Genomic DNA, 20,019 nt, shown 5'->3' with positions numbered 1-20,019 from the left:
GATCACGAACCTCGCCGGTGGTCGGGTCGGGCAAGAACCGCGTCCGCCACTGTGCGGTGTTCATCCCCTCCAGGCCAAGCTCGGCCAGGTTCCGGGCGGCCATCTCAGCGGTCGCTAAGCCCAGCACTCGGCCACCGTGCTCACCCGCCCACACGGTCGACAGGGCCCCGACGGTGTGCGACTTCCCGGTGCCGGCCGGCCCGACCAGGACGTCCACTGTCCGCCCGGACCCCAGCACCCCAGCAATCACCGCAGCCTGGTCGGGGGACAGCTTCCCAGCACCGAGCACTTCGCCCAGTTCGACGACCCGCGCGGCCGGAAGTGGAGTGAGGTTGTCGGTGCGGCTGTAGCCCAGCAGCCGTTCCTCGGCGGTGACTGCCGCGGTGGTGGCGTAGCGCTCGTCGATGTGGGCGCGGAACATCGACCGGCCGTCGCCGCCGGCGCCGAGACGGCGCAGCTCGTCCGGCACCGGCACCGGGTCGGACGCAGAAACCTGCACGATCCCGAACTGGCCGGGCGCGGCCAGCACCGCCTCGGTCAGGGTGGCCATGAACGCCGGACGGGCGGCCGCCGCCACCCCGAGCGCGGCCGCGTGGTCACCGAGGTGGTCGTCGATGGCCGCGGTCAGGTTCCCGACCGTCCACGTCGCATACCGACTCTGGACATCAGCCACGCCGGCCTCGATGGCAATGGCCACCGCCCCCGCGAGCGTGGCCGCACCCTCACCGACAGGCGTGCTCTGACCGGACACCGCCTGGCCGGCCCCGATGACCGCCAGGACCTCCAGCGCCGCCTCGCGGCCGTCAGTGACCTGCTCCTGGCCACCCAGCGCGGACACCGGATGGGTGCCGTTGGCCGCCGCGGCCATCACTACCTCGTCGACCGCGTCCAGTGCGGCCGCGAGCTTGGCCGCCCGCCCCGGCTGCCCGGTCGTCCACGCCAGGACCGCGGCCGGACCGGCCAGTCCGCGCTTCGGGTCACGGGTGTCCTTGACCGCCTGGTCCACCAAAGCCCGCCGCGCCCGCGGCCCCGGGGCCCGCCCGTGCCGGGCCGTGTAGGCCTCCACCAGCTTCGCGACCGCCGGGCGGACACGCTCCAAGGTGCGGGTGCTCGCCTGGGCCAGTAGCTCCGGGTCGAACCCGGCGATCTCCCGAGCCCGCCCGTCAGGCCGTTGTTGGAACAGCACGCCCATCTGCTCGGTCAGCAGCTGCTGATAGGCCCGCGTGTAGGCCGCGGACAGCGCCTCCTTGACCGGCCGAAACGCATTCCCGTCCAAGGCCAGCACGCGCCCATCGGCGGTCGCAGCACGGTTCAATACCCCCGCGTGGGAGTGCAGCTGCGGCTCGCCGTCCCGGTTGGTGTGGTGGCCATAGACCACCGCGGCCAGCCCCGTGGCCGCCTCCCACCGACCCACTGTCCGCCCGGACGGCCCACGCCCCTCGTGCCGGCCGGAGCGGACATAGGCCACATCGGACTGTATCGACGACAGCGCGATCCGCACCGCCTCGTCATGCGCCCAGCGGACCGTCTCCGCGCCCTCGCTGTCTCCGGCCGCGAGCAACACCGTGTAGTACATCGACACCGACTTCACCGGCGAGAACGTCACGTCGTAGTACGCCGTCGGAGTACTGGCCTGACGATTCGCGGTGCCCTTGATCTGCTTCCGACGCTCCTCTGTGGCATTTGGTTCTTCCTTGAGCGCCGCAGCCTCGATCTGAGCAGCCGTGCGATACTTACGCGGCTTCGAGCCGAGGTAGACCGGCGTCTTCTCGGTCGACCCGGCCAGCACGTGCTCGGGGTAGCGCAGCTGCCCGAACACCGCCCGAACGTCGCCTGCGATCGCCGTAGCGCCGGCTTCGAACGGCAGCCCGAGTGCCTCGATCCCGGCGCCGAACCAGACGCCGTCGGGCTCGCCGCGCTCGGCCGCAGAGGTCAGGTACTCCGCCGCCCCGGGGGTGCGCTGCAGGCCGTCGCCGCCGTTCTCGATACCCTGTTCCGAACCGTGTTCGTGGCCCTGCTCGGGGTGCGAATCGCAGCCGTGCAGCAGGTACTCGACAGACCCGGGCGCCATCGCAGTAACCCGCACGACGCCCATGGCGAGAACGCTACGCGACCGGCACCGCATCCGGCAAGATCATTTGATGCATAGGTGTGAGGTGTTGATAATGAGTGGGCGAGAGAGGATGATCGGAAACAAGAGAACTGCATACGAGGTCTTGAAGGGTCAGATGTCCTGTGCCAGGGAAACTAAGCCGTTGTCAGCGTGTCTGAGCCATCAGGTAGATCGCTGCCAATAAGTTGAGCCACGTCGTGCTCGATGATGGATGGGCGGCAGAGTCGGTGGCTGGCGAGTTGGTGACAGTGCTGCGGGGCCCGTCGCGCCTGGACGACGTCGAGGCGGAGTACGTCACGGCGGAGGGGGAGACCCGGCGTGAGCCGCTGGCGCGGTGCTGGGGTCGACCGTTCGAGCGGGTAGCGCCGGTGCGTGGGTTTCCGTCGTTTCGGGGGCAGCGGAACTGGCCGGGGCTGTGGTGGTTCGCTTCGACTGGTGAGCATGTGGGCTTCGAGTCGTGGGTTGAGCGGGATCGGGTGATGGCCTTCGACGCCGACCCCGACATCGTCGGGATCGCGTCGCAGCCGATGTGGCTGTCCTGGGCTGATGCCGGTACCGGAGGCTCGGTGCGGCACGCCCCGGACTACTTCGCCCGCCGCGCCGACGGCACGGGGGTTCTGGTCGATGTCCGCCCGAACGACCGGATCGACGACCGCGACGCCGCTGTGTTCGCGGCCACGGCGCGGGTTTGCGCCCGGGTCGGCTGGGACTACCTCCGTGTCGGGGAGCTCGACCCGGTGTGGGCGGCGAATCTGCGCTGGCTGGCCGGCTACCGCCATCCCCGCACCGCCCGACCGGCGGTGGCGGCGCGCCTGCGCGAGGTGTTCGCTGCGTCGGCCCCGCTGCTGGCCGGAGCGGCGAAGGCCGGCGACCGGATCGCGACGCTGCCGGTGCTGTTCGGGATGCTCTGGCGAGGCGAACTCACGGCCCAGGTGCAGACCACCAGACTCGGCCCGACGACCATCGTGGGGCCCGGCCGATTGGCGGGCGCGGACAAGGACCGCGAGCCGATACTCGGGTCGACCGGGTGACCCGGGCGGGCTTGCCGATCCTGGCGTCGGGCGAGGAGATCCGGCTCGAGGGGCGCAGCTACCGCGTCGCCGCGCTGGACGGGGCGTCGGTGCGCTTGGTCGATGTCACCGGCACCGCGACGGTGATGCTGGTCGGGTCGTTGATGGCCGACCCGAGCTTCGAGCTGGTCACCCGACAGCGGCCCAGACCGGCCGAGCACGCCACGCTGGAGCTGCTGCCCGACGAGGTGCGGGCGTCGGCGCTGTGGTGGGAGCGCCATGTGGTCGAGGTTGTGACCGGTGTCCCGCCCGACGCGGCGCCGGGCACCGTTCCGTGCCCGGACTACGACCCGGCGCGCCACTCACTGCGGCAGCGGGAACTGGCCAAGCACGCAGCCCTTGCCGCCGCCGGGCATCAGGTCGGGCTGTCCACGCTCAAGCGACTGCGGCGCCGCTACGAGACCGACGGGCTGTGGGGGCTGGTCGACCAACGCCACGCCCGCGCCGCCCGTGGGCGGGCACCGGGCGGACGTACCGACCCCCGTGTGGTCGAGGCGACCCGGCGAGCGATCGCCGAACAGACCCAGCGCTCGACCGGCACCGTGGACCGGCTGCGCCGCCGGGTCGAACAGCTACTGGCCGACGACCCTCAGCCGCCACCCATGCCGGCTGAGCGGACCTTCTACCGACTGGTCGCCCGCCTGTCCTCCGGTCAGCACACCTTCGGTTCGGCGCGCACCCGCCGGTCGCTAGCCAAACAGCCGGACGGGCCATTCGCGACGGTGACCGTGACCCGGCCCGGAGAGTGGACACAGATCGACTCCACCCCGCTCGACGTCCGCGTCGTGCTCGACGACGGGACCGTGGACCGAGTCGAGCTGACCGGGCTGGTCGACCAAGCCACCCGCACCATCGCCGCGGCGGTGTTACGGCCGACCACGAAGGCGGTCGACGCAGCGCTGCTCCTGGCCCGGGCGGTGACCCCGGAACCGATGCGCCCGGGCTGGACCGACGCGCTGCGAATGACCCGCTCGGTATTGCCCCACGAGAGCCTGACGAGCATCGACACGCGGCTCGCGCACGCCGCGGCCCGCCCGGTGATCGTGCCGGAGACGATCGTGTGTGACCACGGCAAGGCATACCTGTCGGCGACCTTCCGGTCCGCGTGCCGCTCACTGGGGATCAGCCTGCAGCCCGCACACCCCGACACCCCTACCGACAAGCCGATCATTGAACGCACCCTCGGATCGATCGCGACGTTGTTCGCTCAGTACGTCGCCGGCTACGTCGGGCGCAGCGTCGAACACCGCGGCCACCGCGCCGAGCAGGAGGCGGTCTGGTCGATGACCGAGCTGCAGGCCCTGCTCGACGAGTGGATCGTCGCGGTCTGGCAGAACCGCCCGCACGACGGTCTGCGCGATCCGCTGACCCCGGGCCAGGCGCTGACCCCGAACGAGCGCTACGCCGCCCTGGTCGCGGTCGCCGGCTACGTCCCGGTCCCACTGGGGCACGACGACTACATCGAACTGCTCCCGGTCAGCTGGCGGGCGATCAACTCCTACGGGATCAAGCTGGGCCGGCGCCGCTATGACAGCGCCGCGCTGAACCCCTACCGCGGTCAGACGTCCGGGGTGGAGGCCAAGAACGGCCGGTGGGAGGTCCACCACGACCCCTACGACATCTCCCGGCTTTGGGTGCGCAACCACCACGACGAAGCGCCGCGTTTCCTCGAGGCCACCTGGACTCATCTGCGCACCACTCCGGTCCCGTTCGGCGAGCACATCTGGGCCCACGCCCGCGAGATCCTCGCCGCCCGCGGCCGCGACCCGGTAACCGAAGCCGAGATCGCCGAGGCCGCCGCCCGCCTCCTCGACACCGCCGCCTACGGCCCCGACCGACCAGAACTGAGCGGGCGCCCCACTACCGGCTCGACACGGACCCGACGAATCGTCGGACGCACCCGCGCCACCGCCGGCGACCGGCCCGCCCCGGACGCCACGACCGAGCCTCTGCCCGGCCCCCTGACCGAGGACCGCATCACCCGCGACGACACGACCGAACAGGACGCCGACGTGATCGCGTTGCCACTGTTCGATGCCCGCAAGGAGGCCGACAAATGGTGGTAGCCAGCGGCGCCAGCCGTGGAACCACGAACACGGCGGTCGGACTCGACCCCGAGCAGGCCGACGCCGGGCAGCTGGAGGACCGCCGGCTACCCACCAGCACGCTGGAGGGATGGCGGCGGTTCGTCCACGCCGACCCCTCCAGCATCGAGCTCCTGGCCCAGGAGCACTGGTCGGGGCTGTCGCAGACTCAGCGGCGCGACTACGACGAGGCCCGCATCGCCCACCACGCCGAACTGGTCGTGGTCGCCACCTCGGCGATCGCCGAGGTCACCGAGGAAGGCCAACTGCTCACGCTGATGAACCAGCGCGAGATCGGCGCCCGACGCGGGATGATGGTCTCCGGGGCCGCGGCCACCGGCAAGACCACCGCGATCAAGCAGCTCGGACGCGTGCACGAACTTCGGACCCGGGCCCGCTACCCGCACGCTGGCGAGCGGATCCCGATCGTCTACGTCACTTGCCCACCGAAAGGGTCGCCGCGCAAGCTGGCCATGGAGTTCGCCCGCTTCCTCGGCCTGCCCCCGGTCGGAGCACGCCAAAACGTCACCGACATCGCCGACGCGGTCTGCCGGGTCCTCATCGACGCCCGGACCGACCTGGTTATCGTCGACGAGATCCACAACCTGAACTTGCACACCTCCGCCGGAGAAGACCTCTCCGACCACCTGAAGTACTTCACCGAGCACCTGCCCGCCACCTTCGTCTACGCCGGGATCGACGTCGAACGATCCGGTGTGTTCACCGGCACCCGCGGCCGGCAGCTGGCCGGACGCTGCTCGCTGATCGGCACCGGTCCGTTCCCCTACGACAGCGAGTGGCGCCAGCTCGTCGCTGCTCTCGAAGCGACGCTGCGGCTGCACCACCACCAGCCGGGCGCCCTGGTTGGGCAGGCCAAGTACCTGCACGCCCGCACCGGCGGCATGATCGGCAGCCTGGCCCACCTCACCCGCGCCGCCGCGATCCGGGCGATCCTCTCCGGCACCGAAGCGCTCACCCGTTCCTTGCTGGACAGAGTTCGCATCGACCACGCCGCCGAGTCCGCCACCCGCCGCGCCAGCAGCACCCGATGACCCTCAATCCCGCGCGGCTGGTCCGAATCCGTGACTGGGCCGCGACCCTGCCGCCGCGGCCACTGCCCCGCACCGTCACTCCGTTCAACGGCGAGTACCACCTCGACTACGTCAAGCGTCTCGCCGCGGCGAACCACCTCGAGTTCCTTCTCCTCGCGCAGTCCCTCCACCCGCCGGGCCCGCCACCGCTCGACCACACCGCCACCAAGCTGCCCGTCCGGAGGCTCGCCGCCCTGGCAGGGCAGCCCGACGGGCGCATCGCCCGGCTGCACTGGCCCGACGCCGGGGTCTACCTGCGCGACATCGCCGGTTTCTACCGAGGACTCCGCCCGGCTTGTCGCCGCTGCGCCGCCTGCCGCGGCGTGCACGACCCGATCTTGTGCAAACTGCCCGACGACCACACCGTCTGCCGTCGCCACCGGCTCTGGATCGGCCCCGGCGTCCGGACACTCGACGACCAGCACGACCTACGACCGTTCCCCGAATACCTCCGCGCTCAGCGCCGCCACCAGCATCTCAGCCGCAGCGCCTACCCCCACAGCGTGACCGCGGCCCTGCGGCAGATCACCAAGGCAGTCCGGCAAGAGATCATCGCGGACGGGCTCTGGGAACTGGCACAACAACGTCTCCGCCACCTCGCGCCCGCCCTGTGGCCACACCTCAGCCCCGCCGCTAGCCGATTCGTCCGAGCCGAGCACATCCACGACCGAGCAGTCACCGTCGGTGTCTACCCCGAAGTGATCGAACGGGCCCAATCAGCGGTTCGGCCGTCGAACTCGCCGCGGCCGGGCCGATAGCGCCTTTGTCCCCTACAAGGCGCTGGGGTGGAGCGGACAAGCGGTCGAGGAAACCGTGTTCTTCCAGGCGAGAGCCCTCGCCCTGGTGCTCTGGAGCCGAGAGAAGCTCGCTGCCGACTGCGGGGCGGTGGTCCTCGCGCTGCTCCGGTGCACGGCCCGATGGCTCCCCGCGAACTCGCCCGCTCAGCCGCGATCAGCTCGTCTGGAACGATCACCGGCGCCAGCAACCGGCTCGAGCGAAGCAGGATCGGCTCCTGGACCAAGCTCGGGCGCCGCCCCTAACCACGCCGATGGTCGAAGGCTTCCCCGCCTGCCTGTCGGGGGACGACCTCGAAATCCGGTTCCTCCTCGCGGTTGGTCGTCCCTACGGTGCGACCGTGCTGCCGATCATCTGGCTTTTCGGGACATCCGGGGTGGGGAAGTCCACCGTCGGCTACCGGATGCTGACCCACCTGGCCGCCGCAGGAGTGACGGCAGCGTTTGTCGACGCCGACCAGCTCCGGCTGGCCAGCGGAACCCGGGCCACCGAAGCTGACCTGATCGCTGCCGCGCTTCCCCCGTTGATCCGCAACTATCAAGCCCATGAAGCACAGGTACTCATCGTCGCCGGACTCCTCGACGACATCGGCCACCTGACTCGCCTGCTCCCAGACGTCGAGCGCCCACGCGTCCTGGCCGTGCAACTGGAGGCGGACAGCGACACCATCCGCGAGCGAGTGCACCGCCGCGGCTGGCTCACCGAGCTCGCGGACGACGCGGTGGACTACGCCCACCGGATCGCCCCCGACCTCGCCGACCTGTGCCTCGACACGACCGGGCAGACCCCCACTGAGCTCGCCGAGCAGGTCACCGACGCCGCATTGACCCACATTCGACAGAACAGTCCGAACCTCGCCACGCCTGCACGACGTCCGCCCACGGCCGCGACGCCGCCACGACGCCTGGTGGTGATCACCGGGCCAGAAGGAGTCGGCGTCTCCACCGCCGGGTTCCAGACGTTCTCGCAGTTGGCCAGGGCGGGCGAGCCGGTCGGCTACCTCGACGCCCACCAGCTCGGGTTCCTCGGAACAGACGTGCGCGGCGATCACCTCGGGCCACTGCGCGCCGCCAACACCCGCGCGGTCGCCGGCTGTCTGGCACACGGCGGCGCACAGACCGTCGTCATCAGCGGTGATCCTCGCACCATCGGGCTGCTGATCGACGCCCAGCACGACGAACTCGACAACAGTGACTCACCCGCGCTGTTCTGGCTGGACGCTTCCGCGGCCGCCCTCGCCGAACGGATCAGCACTCGGGCTCAAGGCGACGGCCCGGTCATCCAGGGCGACCACCGCATCGGCCTCACCGACGATGCGCTGGCCGACGCGATCGCCATGGCCGTCCGCGAGAGCCACCACGGCCCGCGCCCTCGCGGGGCCCGGACGATCGACACAAGCGACCTCGACCCACGACAAGTCGCCGAAGCGATGATCGCCTCGTTCTTCCGAGACAACAGATGCCCGGCGCCTGACAGCTAACAGCACACGCCCAGTTCTGCGAGATCGTCCTGCTCGAACCGCCGGCCAGGACCGTTGCGCTTGCATGCTCGAGCCGCCTGCCCGCAGACGCATGCCCAGCGCGACGCCCACGCCCTACTCGAACGCGACGGCGGCATCGCCACGATCCCCGAACTCCACCAGCGCCTGCTCGCCATGCTCGAGCAACGGCCCCAAGCCCGGATCCTCGAACCCATCGTCGACGACGTCGAGCAGACCTACCGCGACCTACTCGAACTCCTCCCGGACGAACCCACAGGGCCTGCCCGGGGTCAATTTTGAATGTCCTGCAAAAGGGGGGCCAACCTTGGGATCCGTTGACACCACTTCGGAGACCACCTCCTCGACCGGACAGGCCTACTGGACAACGCCCATCCGGAAACACGAGCCGGACAGGCGAGCGTCCGGTAGGCGATCCCTCAACAGACCCTGACGCGTCGTGTTACCGGTCGCGCGGTGGACGATGCCGGCGGTCAGTTCATCGCAGCAGCCTGGGCGATCAGCGGAAACTCTGGTCCACGATGCGTGGCTGACGTCGGGGAATCAGCTTCGCCAGGCGCGCGTCAGGGTCGGTCAAGGCACCGTGGAATCTCTCGGGCCACGTCTCGATGTTGTGGCCGAGGTAGCGCACGAGCTTCCGCGTTGCTCGGTCCGGTTCCATCGGGACGACCTCCGCGGCGCCGGCGACCATGACCTGCAGGACAGCCCCGGTGCGGAGGTCACACGTGTCGATGACCATGGCCACCTCGGGGTCCTTCGCAAGGCGTTCCGGCAGTTTGGCGTAGGCACCGGTGATCCACCAGAAGGCGCCGTCCTCCCACAGGAACCAGACCGGGCGCACCGTGGGGCCGTTGGTGGCGATTCGTGCAACCAGTGGACGAGACAGGAACTCGTCGATGCCCGGTCCTTCGATAGCCGACATAACGGGCACGCTAGAACCTACATGGTAGTGGAGGTCAACATCACCGGCCGCACACAGGACGCCCGAGCGGACCTCCGACCGTGCCAGGGCAGCCGGGAGGCAACCGCTGTGCGGGAGATCTGAAGCCCCGGGTTCAGTGGAGCCCGCCACTCCCGGGGCTTCAATCGAACCGACCAAGCGGATGCACGATCACGGGGAACGACCGAGACGGCGCAGTAGGTCGTCTTGACGAGACTCGCCGCCGACGCCAGTAAGCGCGGGGGCGAAGACCCCGGCAGTGTCGAGGGTCTGTACCCATCCGACATAGGGCGCCAGAACCTGCTCCACCAGCTCAGGGTCGATGGTGTCGGTAGCGCCGATTGTTCGGGCAAGATCCCAGGCGTGCACCACGATGTCGGCACAGCGATAGATCGCGAACTCCCGGGCCGTGATTCGGCCCGCCGGATGGGCCACCGAGGCGTCCGGCGACGCGGCAACAAAGACCTCATCCTGGCCCCTGCAGGTCTGCACGAACTGCGCCTCGAGCTGGAAGCTTGATCCACTGCTACGAGCCGCCGTGCGGGCTACTCGTGAACGGTGGCCGTCGTCGAGCAGCTCGATCGCCATCTGGTTGCCCGCGACGACGTGGCCGACAAGGTCGGCCACGGTCCAGTCCGCGCACGGGGTCGACCACCCCCACTGCGGTCCACTCACTGCCACCAGACGCTGCGCGAACATCCCCACCCCAGACCGCAGCAACCGGACCGCCGTTGACTCGACCACGTGGCTCCCCCTCGCAGACGGTTCGACCGGCCCCTCGCCTACGCAGACGGATCTTCGGCCACGACGCGGATCTCCACCACCGCCCCCGCAGTGATCAACTCAGCGGTCCAGACCAGCGGCGACTCGCACCGCCTCGCCGAGGCCCTGGCCGGCAAGGGGGTGGCCCCCTTGACCTGACCGGTCCGAGCCGACTTTGAGAGCACTTTGGCGCCAGTGACAAATTGTCAGTCGCGCCAAAGTCGCCCCAGACAGGTTCCGGCACCCGGGACGACGGCTGTCCGCTGACCTGGACATCTACTGTCCGCCAGCCGGGACACCTCACGTCCGCCCACCCGGAACTCCCGATGTCCGTTGACAACGAGCAACGCGGTCGCGGAACTCGCCACCTCTCCGAAGAGCAGGTCGGCACGAACGAGCTACTCGACGCATTGCGCCAGGATGCCGATGGTTGCCCGCTTTACCCCTCGTCGCTGTCGACCCGGATGGCAGCATCACGGGGCACGTGGAGGCCACACGCGGACGGATCGGCCGCCACCCGACTCTCGGCGTCGGCCCGATTGGGCTCATCGCACGCACGCCACGTCGGCGAACGGGCAAGCGCAGGCACCGGCGGTCGCACCCACCGAAAATGGGTGGGTCCGACCGACTTGCCCCGCTACACATATATGGCCCATATGTCCGATAAGAGGAGGACTCGGTGTGACCGAGCTGACCGACCGCTTCGTTCGAGATGGGTTCGTGCATCTACCCGGCGCGGTGCCCGAGCCTGTCGCCCGGGCCTGCGAAAGGCTCTTGTGGGAGGAGACCGGCTACGACCCCGACGACCCCATGACGTGGGTGTCGTCGACCCACTGGGTCCTCTATCGCGACGACGAGCCGTTCGTTAACGCCGTCAACTCGCCGACTCTGGTCGCGACCTATGATCAGCTGGTCGGACCCGACCGATGGCGTCGGCGCGACCATGTGGGCGCCTTCCCGTTGCGGTTCCCCAGCAAGGAGGAACCGCTCGAGTCCGGCTGGCACATCGACGCGGCGTTCCCCGACCGAGAGCTCACTGACGACGACCTGGAATCGGTCGAGACCATGCGTGAGGTTGGCTTCAGGGTCAACGTCAACTCCGACGGCCGCGCCCTGCTGCTGCTGATGTTGTTCAGCAACGTCGGCGCGGACGACAGCCCCACACGTATCAGGATCGGCTCACATCTCGACGTTCCGCAGCTGCTGGACCCCTACGGTTCCGCCGGGGTCGACAGCCAGGCGTTGAGCTCGAAGATCGAGCAAGCCTCGGCAAGCAGACCGGTTACCCATGCGACCGGTCGGTGCGGCGACGTGTACGTCTGCCACCCCTTCCTCGTCCACGCTGCTCAGACCCACCGTGGGATGCAGCACCGGTTCATGGCGCAGAACGCGATCGAACCCGCCGATGCACTCGAGCCTCGGGCGAGGAGACCACTCTCGCCAGTGGAGCAGGCGATCCGCGCTGGCCTCGATGACTAACGGGAGGACCCGATCCTCGACGAAACCGACAGGACTATGCGTTCCCTGCCTTCCCGCGTTCATCGGAGACGTCGCCGCCATGCCTGAACCCGTGCCCCCTGACACGGATGCTGCGCGCGGTCGAGATCCGTACCCGTTGTCAGGCCGCACCGTGCTCGTCACAGGCGCCAGCCGACGGGGCGGGATCGGCCATGCGATCGCCGCTCTGGCGGCCTCCTACGGCGCGAGCACTGTCCTGCATCACTTCCAGCCTCATGACAAAGCACAGGAGTGGGGCGCCGACGACCTCGATGCCGTCGTCGCATCGGTTCGAAGACGCTCCCGCGCCGACGCGGTCGTCGCGGAGATAGGTGTCGACCTCGCCGACCCCCACGGACCCGCGCGCCTCATGGACGCCGCTGTCGAACTGGTCGGACACGTCGATGTGTTGATCTGCAATCATGCGCTGACCGGGCAGGACGCGACGCTGGGCGAGGTCACGGCCGAGCAGTTGGACGCCCACTGGACCGTCGACGCACGGTCATCGATCTTGCTCGCTCAAGCCTTCGCCCGCCAGCACGACGGCCGACCCGGGGGCTCGATCGTGTTCCTGACCTCCGGTCAGGGACTGGGGCCGCTGCCGGGCGAGATCGCCTACGCAGCAGCGAAGGCGGCGATGGCCGGGCTCACCACGACGATCGCCGACGAGCTTGCCGACCTCGCTATCCGTGTGAACACCGTGAACCCCGGTCCGGTCGACACCGGCTACCTGACCGAGGACATGTGGAACCTCGTCGCGCCAATGTTCCCCTTCGGCCGCTACGGACGACCCGCCGACCCGGCCCGGTTGATCGTATGGCTCGCCACCGACGAAGCCGCATGGATCACCGGGCAGACCCTCAACACCGAAGGGGGATTCGGACGGTGGCGCCCTCGCGGCCGCTCCTGAACTCGCCTGCGCTCCACACACACTGACGCCCGATCTCGCCTGCAGAAGGGGCGCCAGCTCGCCCACCTCAACGCCGTGAACACCGCCCCGGCGTTCTCTCCCGAGGGCAAGTCTCGTCACCGGGCGTCCGTAGGGTGTCTACATGGACCAGCGACTCAGCCTCGTCACCCTGGGCGTCAGTAACCTGGCCCGGGCCCACGCCTTCTACACGGCGCTGGGGTGGAGCGGACAAGAGGTCGAGGAAACCGTGTTCTTCCAGGCGGGAGGACTCGCCCTGGTGCTCTGGAGCCGAGAGAAGCTCGCGGCCGACTGCGGGCTCGAGGACGCTCGCGAAAGCGGCTTCGGTGGGATCGCCCTCGCGCACAACGTCCGGTCCGATGCCGAGGTCGACGAGCTGCTGGCCACGGTCACTGGCGCCGGCGGCACGGTGACCAAGCCGGCCGCGGTCTCCGAGCTTGGCTTCTACTCCGGAGTGTTCACCGATCCCGACGGACATGCCTGGGAAATCGCCCATTATCCCGTCTAATGGAGGTCGGTTCACTGGTGCCTCGCGGCGCCCTGAGCTGGACGAAAGCCCAGCTCAGGGCACTCGGTGCTGCGCTTGCGAACGGGGCCGGCGCCCGCGAGTGCTGCACTCGCCTCGCTCGGCGGCGGACACCATCCGAGCGGGCGCCGCAGAGACCTGCGCCCGCCTCACCGGATAGGATCGCGGTCATGTCTTCTCCTGAGCTCAGCCGACGTGTGCGTCAGCAGGGCGCGGACATCGATGCGCTCTACGAGATCAGCGAGCGCATCGAAACCAAGATCGACACCCTGGCCGGTGACACTGCTCAGCGCTTCGACACCCTCGACGGCGACACGACCCGCCGCTTCGACGGGATCGAGCGCGAGCTGCAGCAGAACCGGGAGCTGCTCACGCAGATCCTGCAGCGCCTGCAGGGCTGAGCCGGACGGGACCGGACACGCGGCGCTGCATCTGGTTCGTCGGCAGTCGACCGCGGGCTGAGCGGGACGTCGTCTTCGCTGGGCACCGGTGCTTCTGCCCGTCGTCGGGGCGGACGGTTTCGGTAGTTTCGATGATCCGGGTGGGGCCCGGTTAACGACGGTGGTGGTGGGCCGATAGGACCAGCGTTGCTACACCGCAGAGCCCTACCAGGGCCACCCCACACCCGTAGGCGCGTGTCGCGACCGTCGCCGATCGCCCCAGCCAGAGATGCCGTTCCGAGTCCCCGGCAACCTCGTTCCGTCTGTGGGGCCGACCTTTACTGATTGCGGTCTGACACCGTGACCGGCGCGCCACCGTTCGCGGTGCTGTTCTCGGCGGCGAGCTGGGTGGCTGTGAACTCGCGGTAGAGCGGGTCGGTCGCCAGCAGCTCGGCATGGGTGCCCCGGGCCCGGACGCGCCCCCGGTCGACGACGACGATCAGATCGGCGTCCCGGACGGTCGCGAGACGGTGGGCGACGACGAGCACAGTGCACCCGATGTCTCGGCCGGTCAGCACCGCGCTCATCGCATCCTCCGTGCGGGCGTCCAGGTGCGCCGTCGCCTCATCGAGCAGCAGCAGGCCCGGGCGTCGCAGCAACGCTCGCGCGATAGCGATCCGCTGTCGCTCCCCGCCGGACAGGGTGATCCCGCGTGCCCCGACGGCGGAGTCCAGGCCGTCCGGGAGCCGGTCCACGAGCTCGTCCAGGCAGCTTTGCTGGGCCGCTCTCCTCAGCTCGGCGTCATCCGCACCGGCCGCCGCGTAGAGCAGATTCTCCCGCAACGTCCCCTCGACGACGGCGGCGTCCTGCTCGACGTAGCCGATGCGTCTGCGCACGTCCGCGCGCCGGATCGTGGTCAGGTCCGTGCTGTCAAGGCGGATCGTCCCCGCGAGCGGGTCGTGGAAGCGCAGCACGAGGGACAGCAGCGTCGTCTTGCCGGATCCGGACGGCCCGACCAGAGCCACCCGCTTCCCGGCGGGGACCTCGAACGTGACGTCGTGCAGGACGTCCTCGCGGCCCGGGTAGCCGAACCGGACCCCTTCGAAGCGCAGTGCGGGAGGCGGCGTCCGCACCGCGGCCACGGCATGGCCGGGCTCGGTGTCCTCCTCGACGGCCATCTCCTCGACCTCGGTGAGCCGGTTCGCCGCGCCGAGTCCCTGCTGCAGCGCGGTCAGGGCGGTGACCAGCTCGGTGAGCGGGCCCGCGATGTAGAACAGGTACAGCAGGAATGCGACGAGCGTGGACACCGGCAGGGACCCGGCCGCGACGAAACCGCCGCCCACGCCGAGCACGGCCAGAAACGACACCTGCAGGGACAGCTCGGCGACCACGGCGAGCAGGGCCGTCCAGCGGACGCCGGTGAGGCCGGCCCGGTACGCCCGCTCGGCCGCGTCCTCCACCGTCGCCTGCTCTCGGCTCTCGGCGCCGGCGGCTTTCACCGTCCGGATCGCCCCGAGCGCGCGGTCCAGGGCGGAACCGACGATCCCCACCGACGACTGCGCCGTCTGCGTCGCCGCCCGGATGCGGGGTACCGCGTAGCCGACCACCAGCCCGATCGCGACCAGGACCCCGGATGTCACCGCGAACAGCCGGACGTCGAGGACCGCCATCAGGATCAGTGCACCGAGTAGCCCGACGGTACCGTTCACGATCCCGACCGGTGCGGTCGTGGTCGCCTGCCGGATCCAGGTGGTGTCCGATGTCGCGCGGGAGATCAAGTCGCCGGGGGAGCGGGCATCGAGCTCGGCCGTCCGCAGCCGGACGAGCCGTCCGGCCAGCCGGCGGCGGACGTCGAACACGACCCGTTCCCCGGTCCGGCCGAGCAGGTAGGAGTTCGCGCCGTTGCAGATCGCGCTGACCACCACGAGCCCGCAGAGGACCAGGACGGGCTGTAGGAGCGCCCCGTTCCCGCCCAGCGTGTCGATGACGGCCCGAGCCCCGAGCGGCTGGGCCAGGCCGGCCACGCTCCCGGCCAGGGCGAGCAGCAGGCCTACCGTCAGCAGGAGGGCGTGGGGACGGGCTCTGGCGAGCAACAGGCCCATGAGGCCTCCGATCGACACGTGGCAGCGGGTCGCCGACAGTACCGCCGTGCGGCCCCCCGAGAACCCGTTCGGCGCGTGGCAGCAACCTGTCATCGCCTGGCCGTGATCCGCGGTCGAATGACAACAAGCTGCCATTCGACCGCGGTCCATTGCGCCTGGTTTCTATACCCGAAAGAGTGAAGGCGTTCACGTTCGGACAGGTGCACCTGGAGGGGTTGACATGGCAACCGCAACACTACCGAGTGAGACGACCGAGACCTACGATTCCGCGATGGAAGCGCTCGCGGCGTCGTTCCGCCGTGTCCAGGGAGCCGAGACGTTCGACTCGGCCTCTCAGGCGTACCTCCGCGGCGAGCTCGACATCAATGCGGCACTCGATGAGATGGAGACGTTCTTCCAGGGCGCAATGATCGACGGGAGGGTCGAGCGCGATCGAGTCGTCGAGCTCACCAAGCGCATCGAGACGATGTGCGGGACGCCGTCGATCGGGCTGACGGTCACCGCCTGTACGTTGGCGATCAGCTGCGGCACCTGCTGATCATCGTGCGTTCCTGTCGAGTAGCCGCGCACCCATCGGGACGAAGCGGGGATCGATGACATCGGTCATCGATTTCACAGCGCCCGGTGTACGGCTACTCGACGCATCGACAGCGATCGACCACCTGATCGAGATAGGGCTCCTGACGACTCGGCAGATCGTCCGGGCAGGGATCACGGTGCACGACCGATCCAGTCGTTGCCGCACGTTCCTCGTGCGCAGCGGCACGGCCGGATTCGTCCTGAAGCAGGGTACGAACAGCGAGACGATCTACTCCGTCGCCAACGAGGCGGAGATCTATCGGGTGCTCGCCGAACGGAACCCCGCGGTACCGATGCCCCGGCTGCACTCCTTCACCTCGGGACGCCTCGTCGTCGAATGCGTCGACGGGGCCAGCCTCTTCGAGCGCATCACGCAGGACCGCACCGTGCGCGCCGGACGGGCGGCCGACGTGGCATCCGTCCTGGCCCGTCTGCACCGGTCGGAGGTCGGCCCGGAACCGGTCATCCCGGCCCGGCCGTCCCCCGCCTTGCTGATCGCCGACCCGCCGTTGAGCGCCTTCCAGTACCACACTCACGGGGCACACCAGCTCACTCGCCTGATCCAGTCGAACGAGCATCTGTCTGCCGGCCTGCGGCAGCTATACACGCGGTGGTCGAACAGCACGCTCATCCACAACGACGTGCGCCCGGAGAACGTGATCGAGCGGCCGGACACGGAGCTGGTCTTGATCGACTGGGAGCTAGCCGGGATGGGCGACCCACGGTGGGATCTCTCCGCCCTGGTCACCGAGCACCTGATCGACTTCCTGGAGGACGCCGAGACCTGGACGTCGCCCAAGGACCGGCGGGCCGACGTCTCCGCCGGGAAACTCGGCGACCTGCACCGCGTCGGGCGGGAAATCCTGGACCGCTACCGCGCAGACGGCGGGCCGGACGTGCATCCGGCCGATCTGATGCAGTGGATCGCCGGACGCCTGGTTCTGACCACCATGGAACGCTGCGCCACCGTCGCGGCCGTCACCGCGGGCTGCCGTCACCTACTCCAGGTCGCGGCGAACCTGTTCCGCCGTCCGGAGGCCGGGGCGCGGATCTTCCTCGGGGCGGTGCCGTCGTGACGCCCGTTGCGTCGCCCGCCGTGGCCGGGACCGCACCGGCCGCGGCGAACCTCGCCGTCGTCGAGTCGATCGCCGAGCACATCGCGATCGACGCCGACGGCGCAATCCGCTGGTTCGGCGAGCTGGCCGTGCCGCTGCCCCAGGTGGCCGACGAACTCGTCGCCGAGGCGCTGGAGTCGCACGTCGCCGACATCCTGTACTCGGCGTGCTACATCTACGGCACCCCGCGGCCGATCTCCGCGACCCGCAACGACATCCCGATCCTGAGCAGCAACGCAGGCTTCGTCCGGGAGCTGATCCAGGCCTACCGCGGCGGGGATCAGTGGCTGCCGTCGTTCGAGCACGAGTCGGACACCGCGCTCACGCTGTGGGGCGTGCGGTACCTCAAGCCGGAGCTGTACTCCGCGGCCCCCGACCGCCGTCTGCCGACCGCCCTTCCGCTGCGGTCACCGGGCTACGTGCTGTTCGTCGGGGACCGCGGACCTCGGTCCGGGGCCACACCGGACGGCGCGACCACCCGGGTCTACTGGAACGTCACTCGGTCCGGCGCCCCGGTGCTGGTCAGCCACCTGACCGAGAAGCTGAACGGCCAGCAGGAGCCGTTCCAACTCAAGGTCGCGCACAACGCGTCGCTCTGGCCGGAACGCGCCGACGTCGCAGTGCTCTACCTCCCGGCGGGCCGGCTCGCCGCCACCTGGGACACGATCGCGTCGGTCCACGAGGGGATCGGTCCGGACGTCCGGCCGTGGACGCCCGCGTTCACCCGCCGAGTCGCCGACGGCCTCGCGATCGCTGACGACCCGCCGGGCGGGCTGAGCTTCGGCCAGGCGATGAGCCGGATCCTCGCCCGCGGTATCCGCGAGGACCACGTCCGCAACGGCGGACGGTCGGACCGCCGGACCCGGGTCGGGCACATGACGGCGGCCCTGGCCGACAGCGGACGAGGCATCGGGTCCACCCATCTCAACCCGGGCGGTGACGAGCCGGTGCTCCCGGCCGTCGTGTCCCGCCGCGCTCCCGCCAGATCCCCCGGGCGAGACGGTGGGTCCGCGGTGCGGGACCGGCAGCTCGCCGAGCGGGCGGGTGCCATCGCCGACCTGCTCTCCGACGCCGCCGTGACCGACGGCGGACGATGCGTGTGGCTCGCCCGCCGCGCGGACACCGCCGGGTCCCCCGCGCTGGAGTCGACCGGCCCTGAGTTCTACGACGGGACGTCCGGGATCGCGTTGTTCCTGGCGCATGCGGGCACCGTCCTGCAGCGGCCGCGACTCGTCGAGACGGCCCAGGCAGCCGCGCGCGGCGCGCTGGAGCGGCTGCCCGACCTCGAGCATCACCACGGTCTGCACGGAGGACGGGTCGGGGCCGCGGCCACCGTCATCGCCGTCGGACGGACGCTCGGCCTGCCCGGTCTGCGCGACGACGGCGTCACCTACCTGCTGGACGCGGTCGAGCCCGCCCTCGGAGACGACCCACTGCACCACGACCTGATCTACGGCGTGGCCGGGTCCGTGCTGTCCTACTGCTGGGCGGCGCTGGAGACCGATCCCGGCCCGCGGCGGCGCGCGCTGATCGGGCGCGCGGAATCGCTGGCGCGGCCGCTGGCCCGGCACGTCCGGTGCCTACTGGACGGCGCCGCGGATCCGGCGGTCCTGCCGGGCCTCGCACACGGGCCGTCGGCGTCCGCGCTCGCCCTCTCCGTGCTGGACCGGATGTCTGGTGGCTCCGGGCGGTGGGCGGCCGCGGTCACCGCGGCCGCAGACCACGAGCGCCGGTACCTCGACCGGGAGACGCGGAACTGGCCCGGTGGCCCGTCCGGCGTCTCGGAGTCGCGGTTCAACTGGTGCTACGGGGCACCCGGCATCGCGATCGCGCGCCTGCTCGCGGGCGATCGCCTCGAGGACCCGGAATCGGACGTGGCCGTGGCGGTGCAAGCGACCACGGACGCCGCCGCCCGGTTCCTCGGCCGCGCCGCGGACCCGTCGGCCTGCCACGGCAAGTTGTCCGTCGTCGGGGTTCTGGACCTGGTGCGGGACCGCACCGGCCGGCAGCAGGGCGACGCACGGGCGGACCAGCTGCTGGACGAGGCGCTCGATCACTACGGACAGGCCGACGTCGTGCGGCTGGCTCCCGGTGTGATGGCCGGAGCGGCGGGCGCCGGACTCGCCGCGCTACGGAAGTGCCGGCCCGGCGACGTCCGGTCACCACTGTTCCCCCTGGTTCCGAGTCTTGGGAAGGACGACACATGACAGAGTCCGCGAAACCAAAGTTCGACACGTTCACGCTCGCCCGATTGAGGGAGGAGACGGCGACGATCCCCGGCATCGAGCGGTTCGTCAGCTCCGCCCGCGGGTTCGTCTACGGGGACGTCTCACTCGATGACGCGACGAGCCAGATGATGGAGTTCTTCGACGGCGACCTGATCGGCGGATCGGACGAGCGGCAACGCCTCGTCGAGCTGGCCAAACAGCTCAACCCCCGCTACGGGACGGTCTCGGTCATGATCCTCACCTTCATGACCTGCAGCCCGGTCCTGTCCTGCGCCGGGTCCTGCAGTGAGTAGCCGCCGCGGGACCGTCCC

18 protein-coding genes are annotated in these 20,019 nt (G+C 70.0%); 14 read left to right on the top strand and 4 right to left on the bottom strand.

Annotated features, from left to right (window positions below):
* Positions 1–2,095 (bottom strand): MobF family relaxase (gene mobF / locus AD017_RS33135; RefSeq protein ID WP_168172861.1); only part of this gene is annotated, 2,095 nt, incomplete at its 3' end.
* Positions 2,096–2,310: 215 nt separating this feature from the next.
* On the opposite strand from mobF, the gene AD017_RS33130 reads away from it, so the two are divergent.
* The 6 genes from AD017_RS33130 to AD017_RS33105 all read left to right on the top strand — a co-directional run bounded on the left by AD017_RS33130 (position 2,311) and on the right by AD017_RS33105 (position 8,933).
* Positions 2,311–3,144, top strand: a complete 834-nt coding sequence (locus tag AD017_RS33130; protein ID WP_202968857.1) for a TnsA-like heteromeric transposase endonuclease subunit — start codon at positions 2,311–2,313, stop codon at positions 3,142–3,144.
* 125 nt (positions 3,145–3,269) lie between these two features.
* Positions 3,270–5,249 carry a Mu transposase C-terminal domain-containing protein gene (locus AD017_RS33125; RefSeq protein WP_060577643.1) on the top strand — a complete coding sequence of 660 codons (1,980 nt, stop codon included), beginning with the start codon at positions 3,270–3,272 and terminating at the stop codon, positions 5,247–5,249.
* Positions 5,240–6,319 carry an ATP-binding protein gene (locus tag AD017_RS33120; protein WP_060577624.1) on the top strand — a complete coding sequence of 360 codons (1,080 nt, stop codon included), beginning with the start codon at positions 5,240–5,242 and terminating at the stop codon, positions 6,317–6,319. Before AD017_RS33125 ends, AD017_RS33120 begins: the two co-directional genes overlap by 10 nt.
* Entirely contained in the window at positions 6,316–7,116 is an 801-nt protein-coding gene (locus tag AD017_RS33115; protein ID WP_060577623.1) for a hypothetical protein, read from the top strand. The genes AD017_RS33120 and AD017_RS33115 overlap by 4 nt, the downstream gene beginning before the upstream one ends.
* A gap of 290 nt (positions 7,117–7,406) precedes the next feature.
* Complete coding sequence (locus AD017_RS33110; RefSeq protein WP_060722576.1) at positions 7,407–8,633, top strand: AAA family ATPase; 1,227 nt, start codon at positions 7,407–7,409, stop codon at positions 8,631–8,633.
* Between the two features lie 60 nt (positions 8,634–8,693).
* On the top strand, positions 8,694–8,933 hold the full coding sequence (locus AD017_RS33105) for a hypothetical protein (protein WP_060721783.1): 240 nt from the start codon (positions 8,694–8,696) through the stop codon (positions 8,931–8,933).
* A 217-nt stretch (positions 8,934–9,150) separates the two neighbouring features.
* On the opposite strand, the gene AD017_RS33100 is transcribed toward AD017_RS33105, so the two are convergent.
* Positions 9,151–9,573, bottom strand: a complete 423-nt coding sequence (locus AD017_RS33100) for a pyridoxamine 5'-phosphate oxidase family protein (protein ID WP_060577621.1) — start codon at positions 9,571–9,573, stop codon at positions 9,151–9,153.
* A gap of 189 nt (positions 9,574–9,762) precedes the next feature.
* Positions 9,763–10,290, bottom strand: coding sequence for a TIGR03086 family metal-binding protein (locus tag AD017_RS33095; protein ID WP_145986130.1), 528 nt, complete (start codon positions 10,288–10,290; stop codon positions 9,763–9,765).
* A 744-nt stretch (positions 10,291–11,034) separates the two neighbouring features.
* Between AD017_RS33095 and AD017_RS33090 the strand changes: the two genes are divergently transcribed.
* From AD017_RS33090 to AD017_RS33075, 4 genes are all read left to right on the top strand, one after another.
* Entirely contained in the window at positions 11,035–11,832 is a 798-nt protein-coding gene (locus tag AD017_RS33090) for a phytanoyl-CoA dioxygenase (protein WP_227013420.1), read from the top strand.
* 79 nt (positions 11,833–11,911) lie between these two features.
* Positions 11,912–12,760 (top strand): SDR family oxidoreductase, encoded by an 849-nt coding sequence (locus AD017_RS33085; protein ID WP_060577619.1) that lies wholly within the window; start codon positions 11,912–11,914, stop codon positions 12,758–12,760.
* A gap of 142 nt (positions 12,761–12,902) precedes the next feature.
* Positions 12,903–13,286, top strand: coding sequence for a VOC family protein (locus AD017_RS33080; RefSeq protein WP_060577618.1), 384 nt, complete (start codon positions 12,903–12,905; stop codon positions 13,284–13,286).
* Between the two features lie 188 nt (positions 13,287–13,474).
* Positions 13,475–13,705, top strand: coding sequence for a hypothetical protein (locus tag AD017_RS33075; protein WP_145982884.1), 231 nt, complete (start codon positions 13,475–13,477; stop codon positions 13,703–13,705).
* 317 nt (positions 13,706–14,022) lie between these two features.
* On the opposite strand, the gene AD017_RS33070 is transcribed toward AD017_RS33075, so the two are convergent.
* Positions 14,023–15,786, bottom strand: coding sequence for an ABC transporter ATP-binding protein (locus AD017_RS33070; RefSeq protein ID WP_060577616.1), 1,764 nt, complete (start codon positions 15,784–15,786; stop codon positions 14,023–14,025).
* A gap of 271 nt (positions 15,787–16,057) precedes the next feature.
* On the opposite strand from AD017_RS33070, the gene AD017_RS33065 reads away from it, so the two are divergent.
* From AD017_RS33065 to AD017_RS33050, 4 genes are all read left to right on the top strand, one after another.
* Positions 16,058–16,324, top strand: a complete 267-nt coding sequence (locus AD017_RS33065; protein WP_060577615.1) for a hypothetical protein — start codon at positions 16,058–16,060, stop codon at positions 16,322–16,324.
* Between the two features lie 214 nt (positions 16,325–16,538).
* A complete protein-coding gene (locus AD017_RS33060) occupies positions 16,539–17,441 on the top strand; it encodes a phosphotransferase family protein (protein WP_060577614.1) in 903 nt (300 codons plus the stop codon).
* Positions 17,438–19,687, top strand: a complete 2,250-nt coding sequence (locus AD017_RS33055; protein ID WP_145982885.1) for a lanthionine synthetase LanC family protein — start codon at positions 17,438–17,440, stop codon at positions 19,685–19,687. The genes AD017_RS33060 and AD017_RS33055 overlap by 4 nt, the downstream gene beginning before the upstream one ends.
* Positions 19,684–20,001: a hypothetical protein gene (locus tag AD017_RS33050; RefSeq protein WP_060577612.1), complete on the top strand. Its 318-nt coding sequence runs from the start codon at positions 19,684–19,686 to the stop codon at positions 19,999–20,001. Before AD017_RS33055 ends, AD017_RS33050 begins: the two co-directional genes overlap by 4 nt.
* The last annotated feature ends 18 nt before the right edge of the window (positions 20,002–20,019 follow it).

Source organism: Pseudonocardia sp. EC080619-01, from assembly GCF_001420995.1.
In the GTDB taxonomy this organism is placed as follows: domain Bacteria; phylum Actinomycetota; class Actinomycetes; order Mycobacteriales; family Pseudonocardiaceae; genus Pseudonocardia.
The sequence above is the reverse complement of the archived record's forward strand: the minus strand, read 5'-3'. Positions and strand labels throughout refer to the sequence as shown.

Excerpts from the sequence above, each read along its gene's own strand:
- AD017_RS33075 (WP_145982884.1), top strand. The coding sequence starts at position 13,475 with ATGTCTTCTCCTGAGCTCAGCCGACGTGTGCGTCAGCAGGGCGCGGAC.
- AD017_RS33120 (WP_060577624.1), top strand. The coding sequence starts at position 5,240 with ATGGTGGTAGCCAGCGGCGCCAGCCGTGGAACCACGAACACGGCGGTC.
- AD017_RS33065 (WP_060577615.1), top strand. The coding sequence starts at position 16,058 with ATGGAAGCGCTCGCGGCGTCGTTCCGCCGTGTCCAGGGAGCCGAGACG.
- AD017_RS33070 (WP_060577616.1), bottom strand. The coding sequence starts at position 15,786 with ATGGGCCTGTTGCTCGCCAGAGCCCGTCCCCACGCCCTCCTGCTGACG.
- AD017_RS33050 (WP_060577612.1), top strand. The coding sequence starts at position 19,684 with ATGACAGAGTCCGCGAAACCAAAGTTCGACACGTTCACGCTCGCCCGA.
- AD017_RS33085 (WP_060577619.1), top strand. The coding sequence starts at position 11,912 with ATGCCTGAACCCGTGCCCCCTGACACGGATGCTGCGCGCGGTCGAGAT.
- AD017_RS33095 (WP_145986130.1), bottom strand. The coding sequence starts at position 10,290 with ATGTTCGCGCAGCGTCTGGTGGCAGTGAGTGGACCGCAGTGGGGGTGG.
- AD017_RS33110 (WP_060722576.1), top strand. The coding sequence starts at position 7,407 with ATGGTCGAAGGCTTCCCCGCCTGCCTGTCGGGGGACGACCTCGAAATC.
- AD017_RS33080 (WP_060577618.1), top strand. The coding sequence starts at position 12,903 with ATGGACCAGCGACTCAGCCTCGTCACCCTGGGCGTCAGTAACCTGGCC.
- AD017_RS33125 (WP_060577643.1), top strand. The coding sequence starts at position 3,270 with ATGCTGGTCGGGTCGTTGATGGCCGACCCGAGCTTCGAGCTGGTCACC.
- AD017_RS33115 (WP_060577623.1), top strand. The coding sequence starts at position 6,316 with ATGACCCTCAATCCCGCGCGGCTGGTCCGAATCCGTGACTGGGCCGCG.
- AD017_RS33100 (WP_060577621.1), bottom strand. The coding sequence starts at position 9,573 with ATGTCGGCTATCGAAGGACCGGGCATCGACGAGTTCCTGTCTCGTCCA.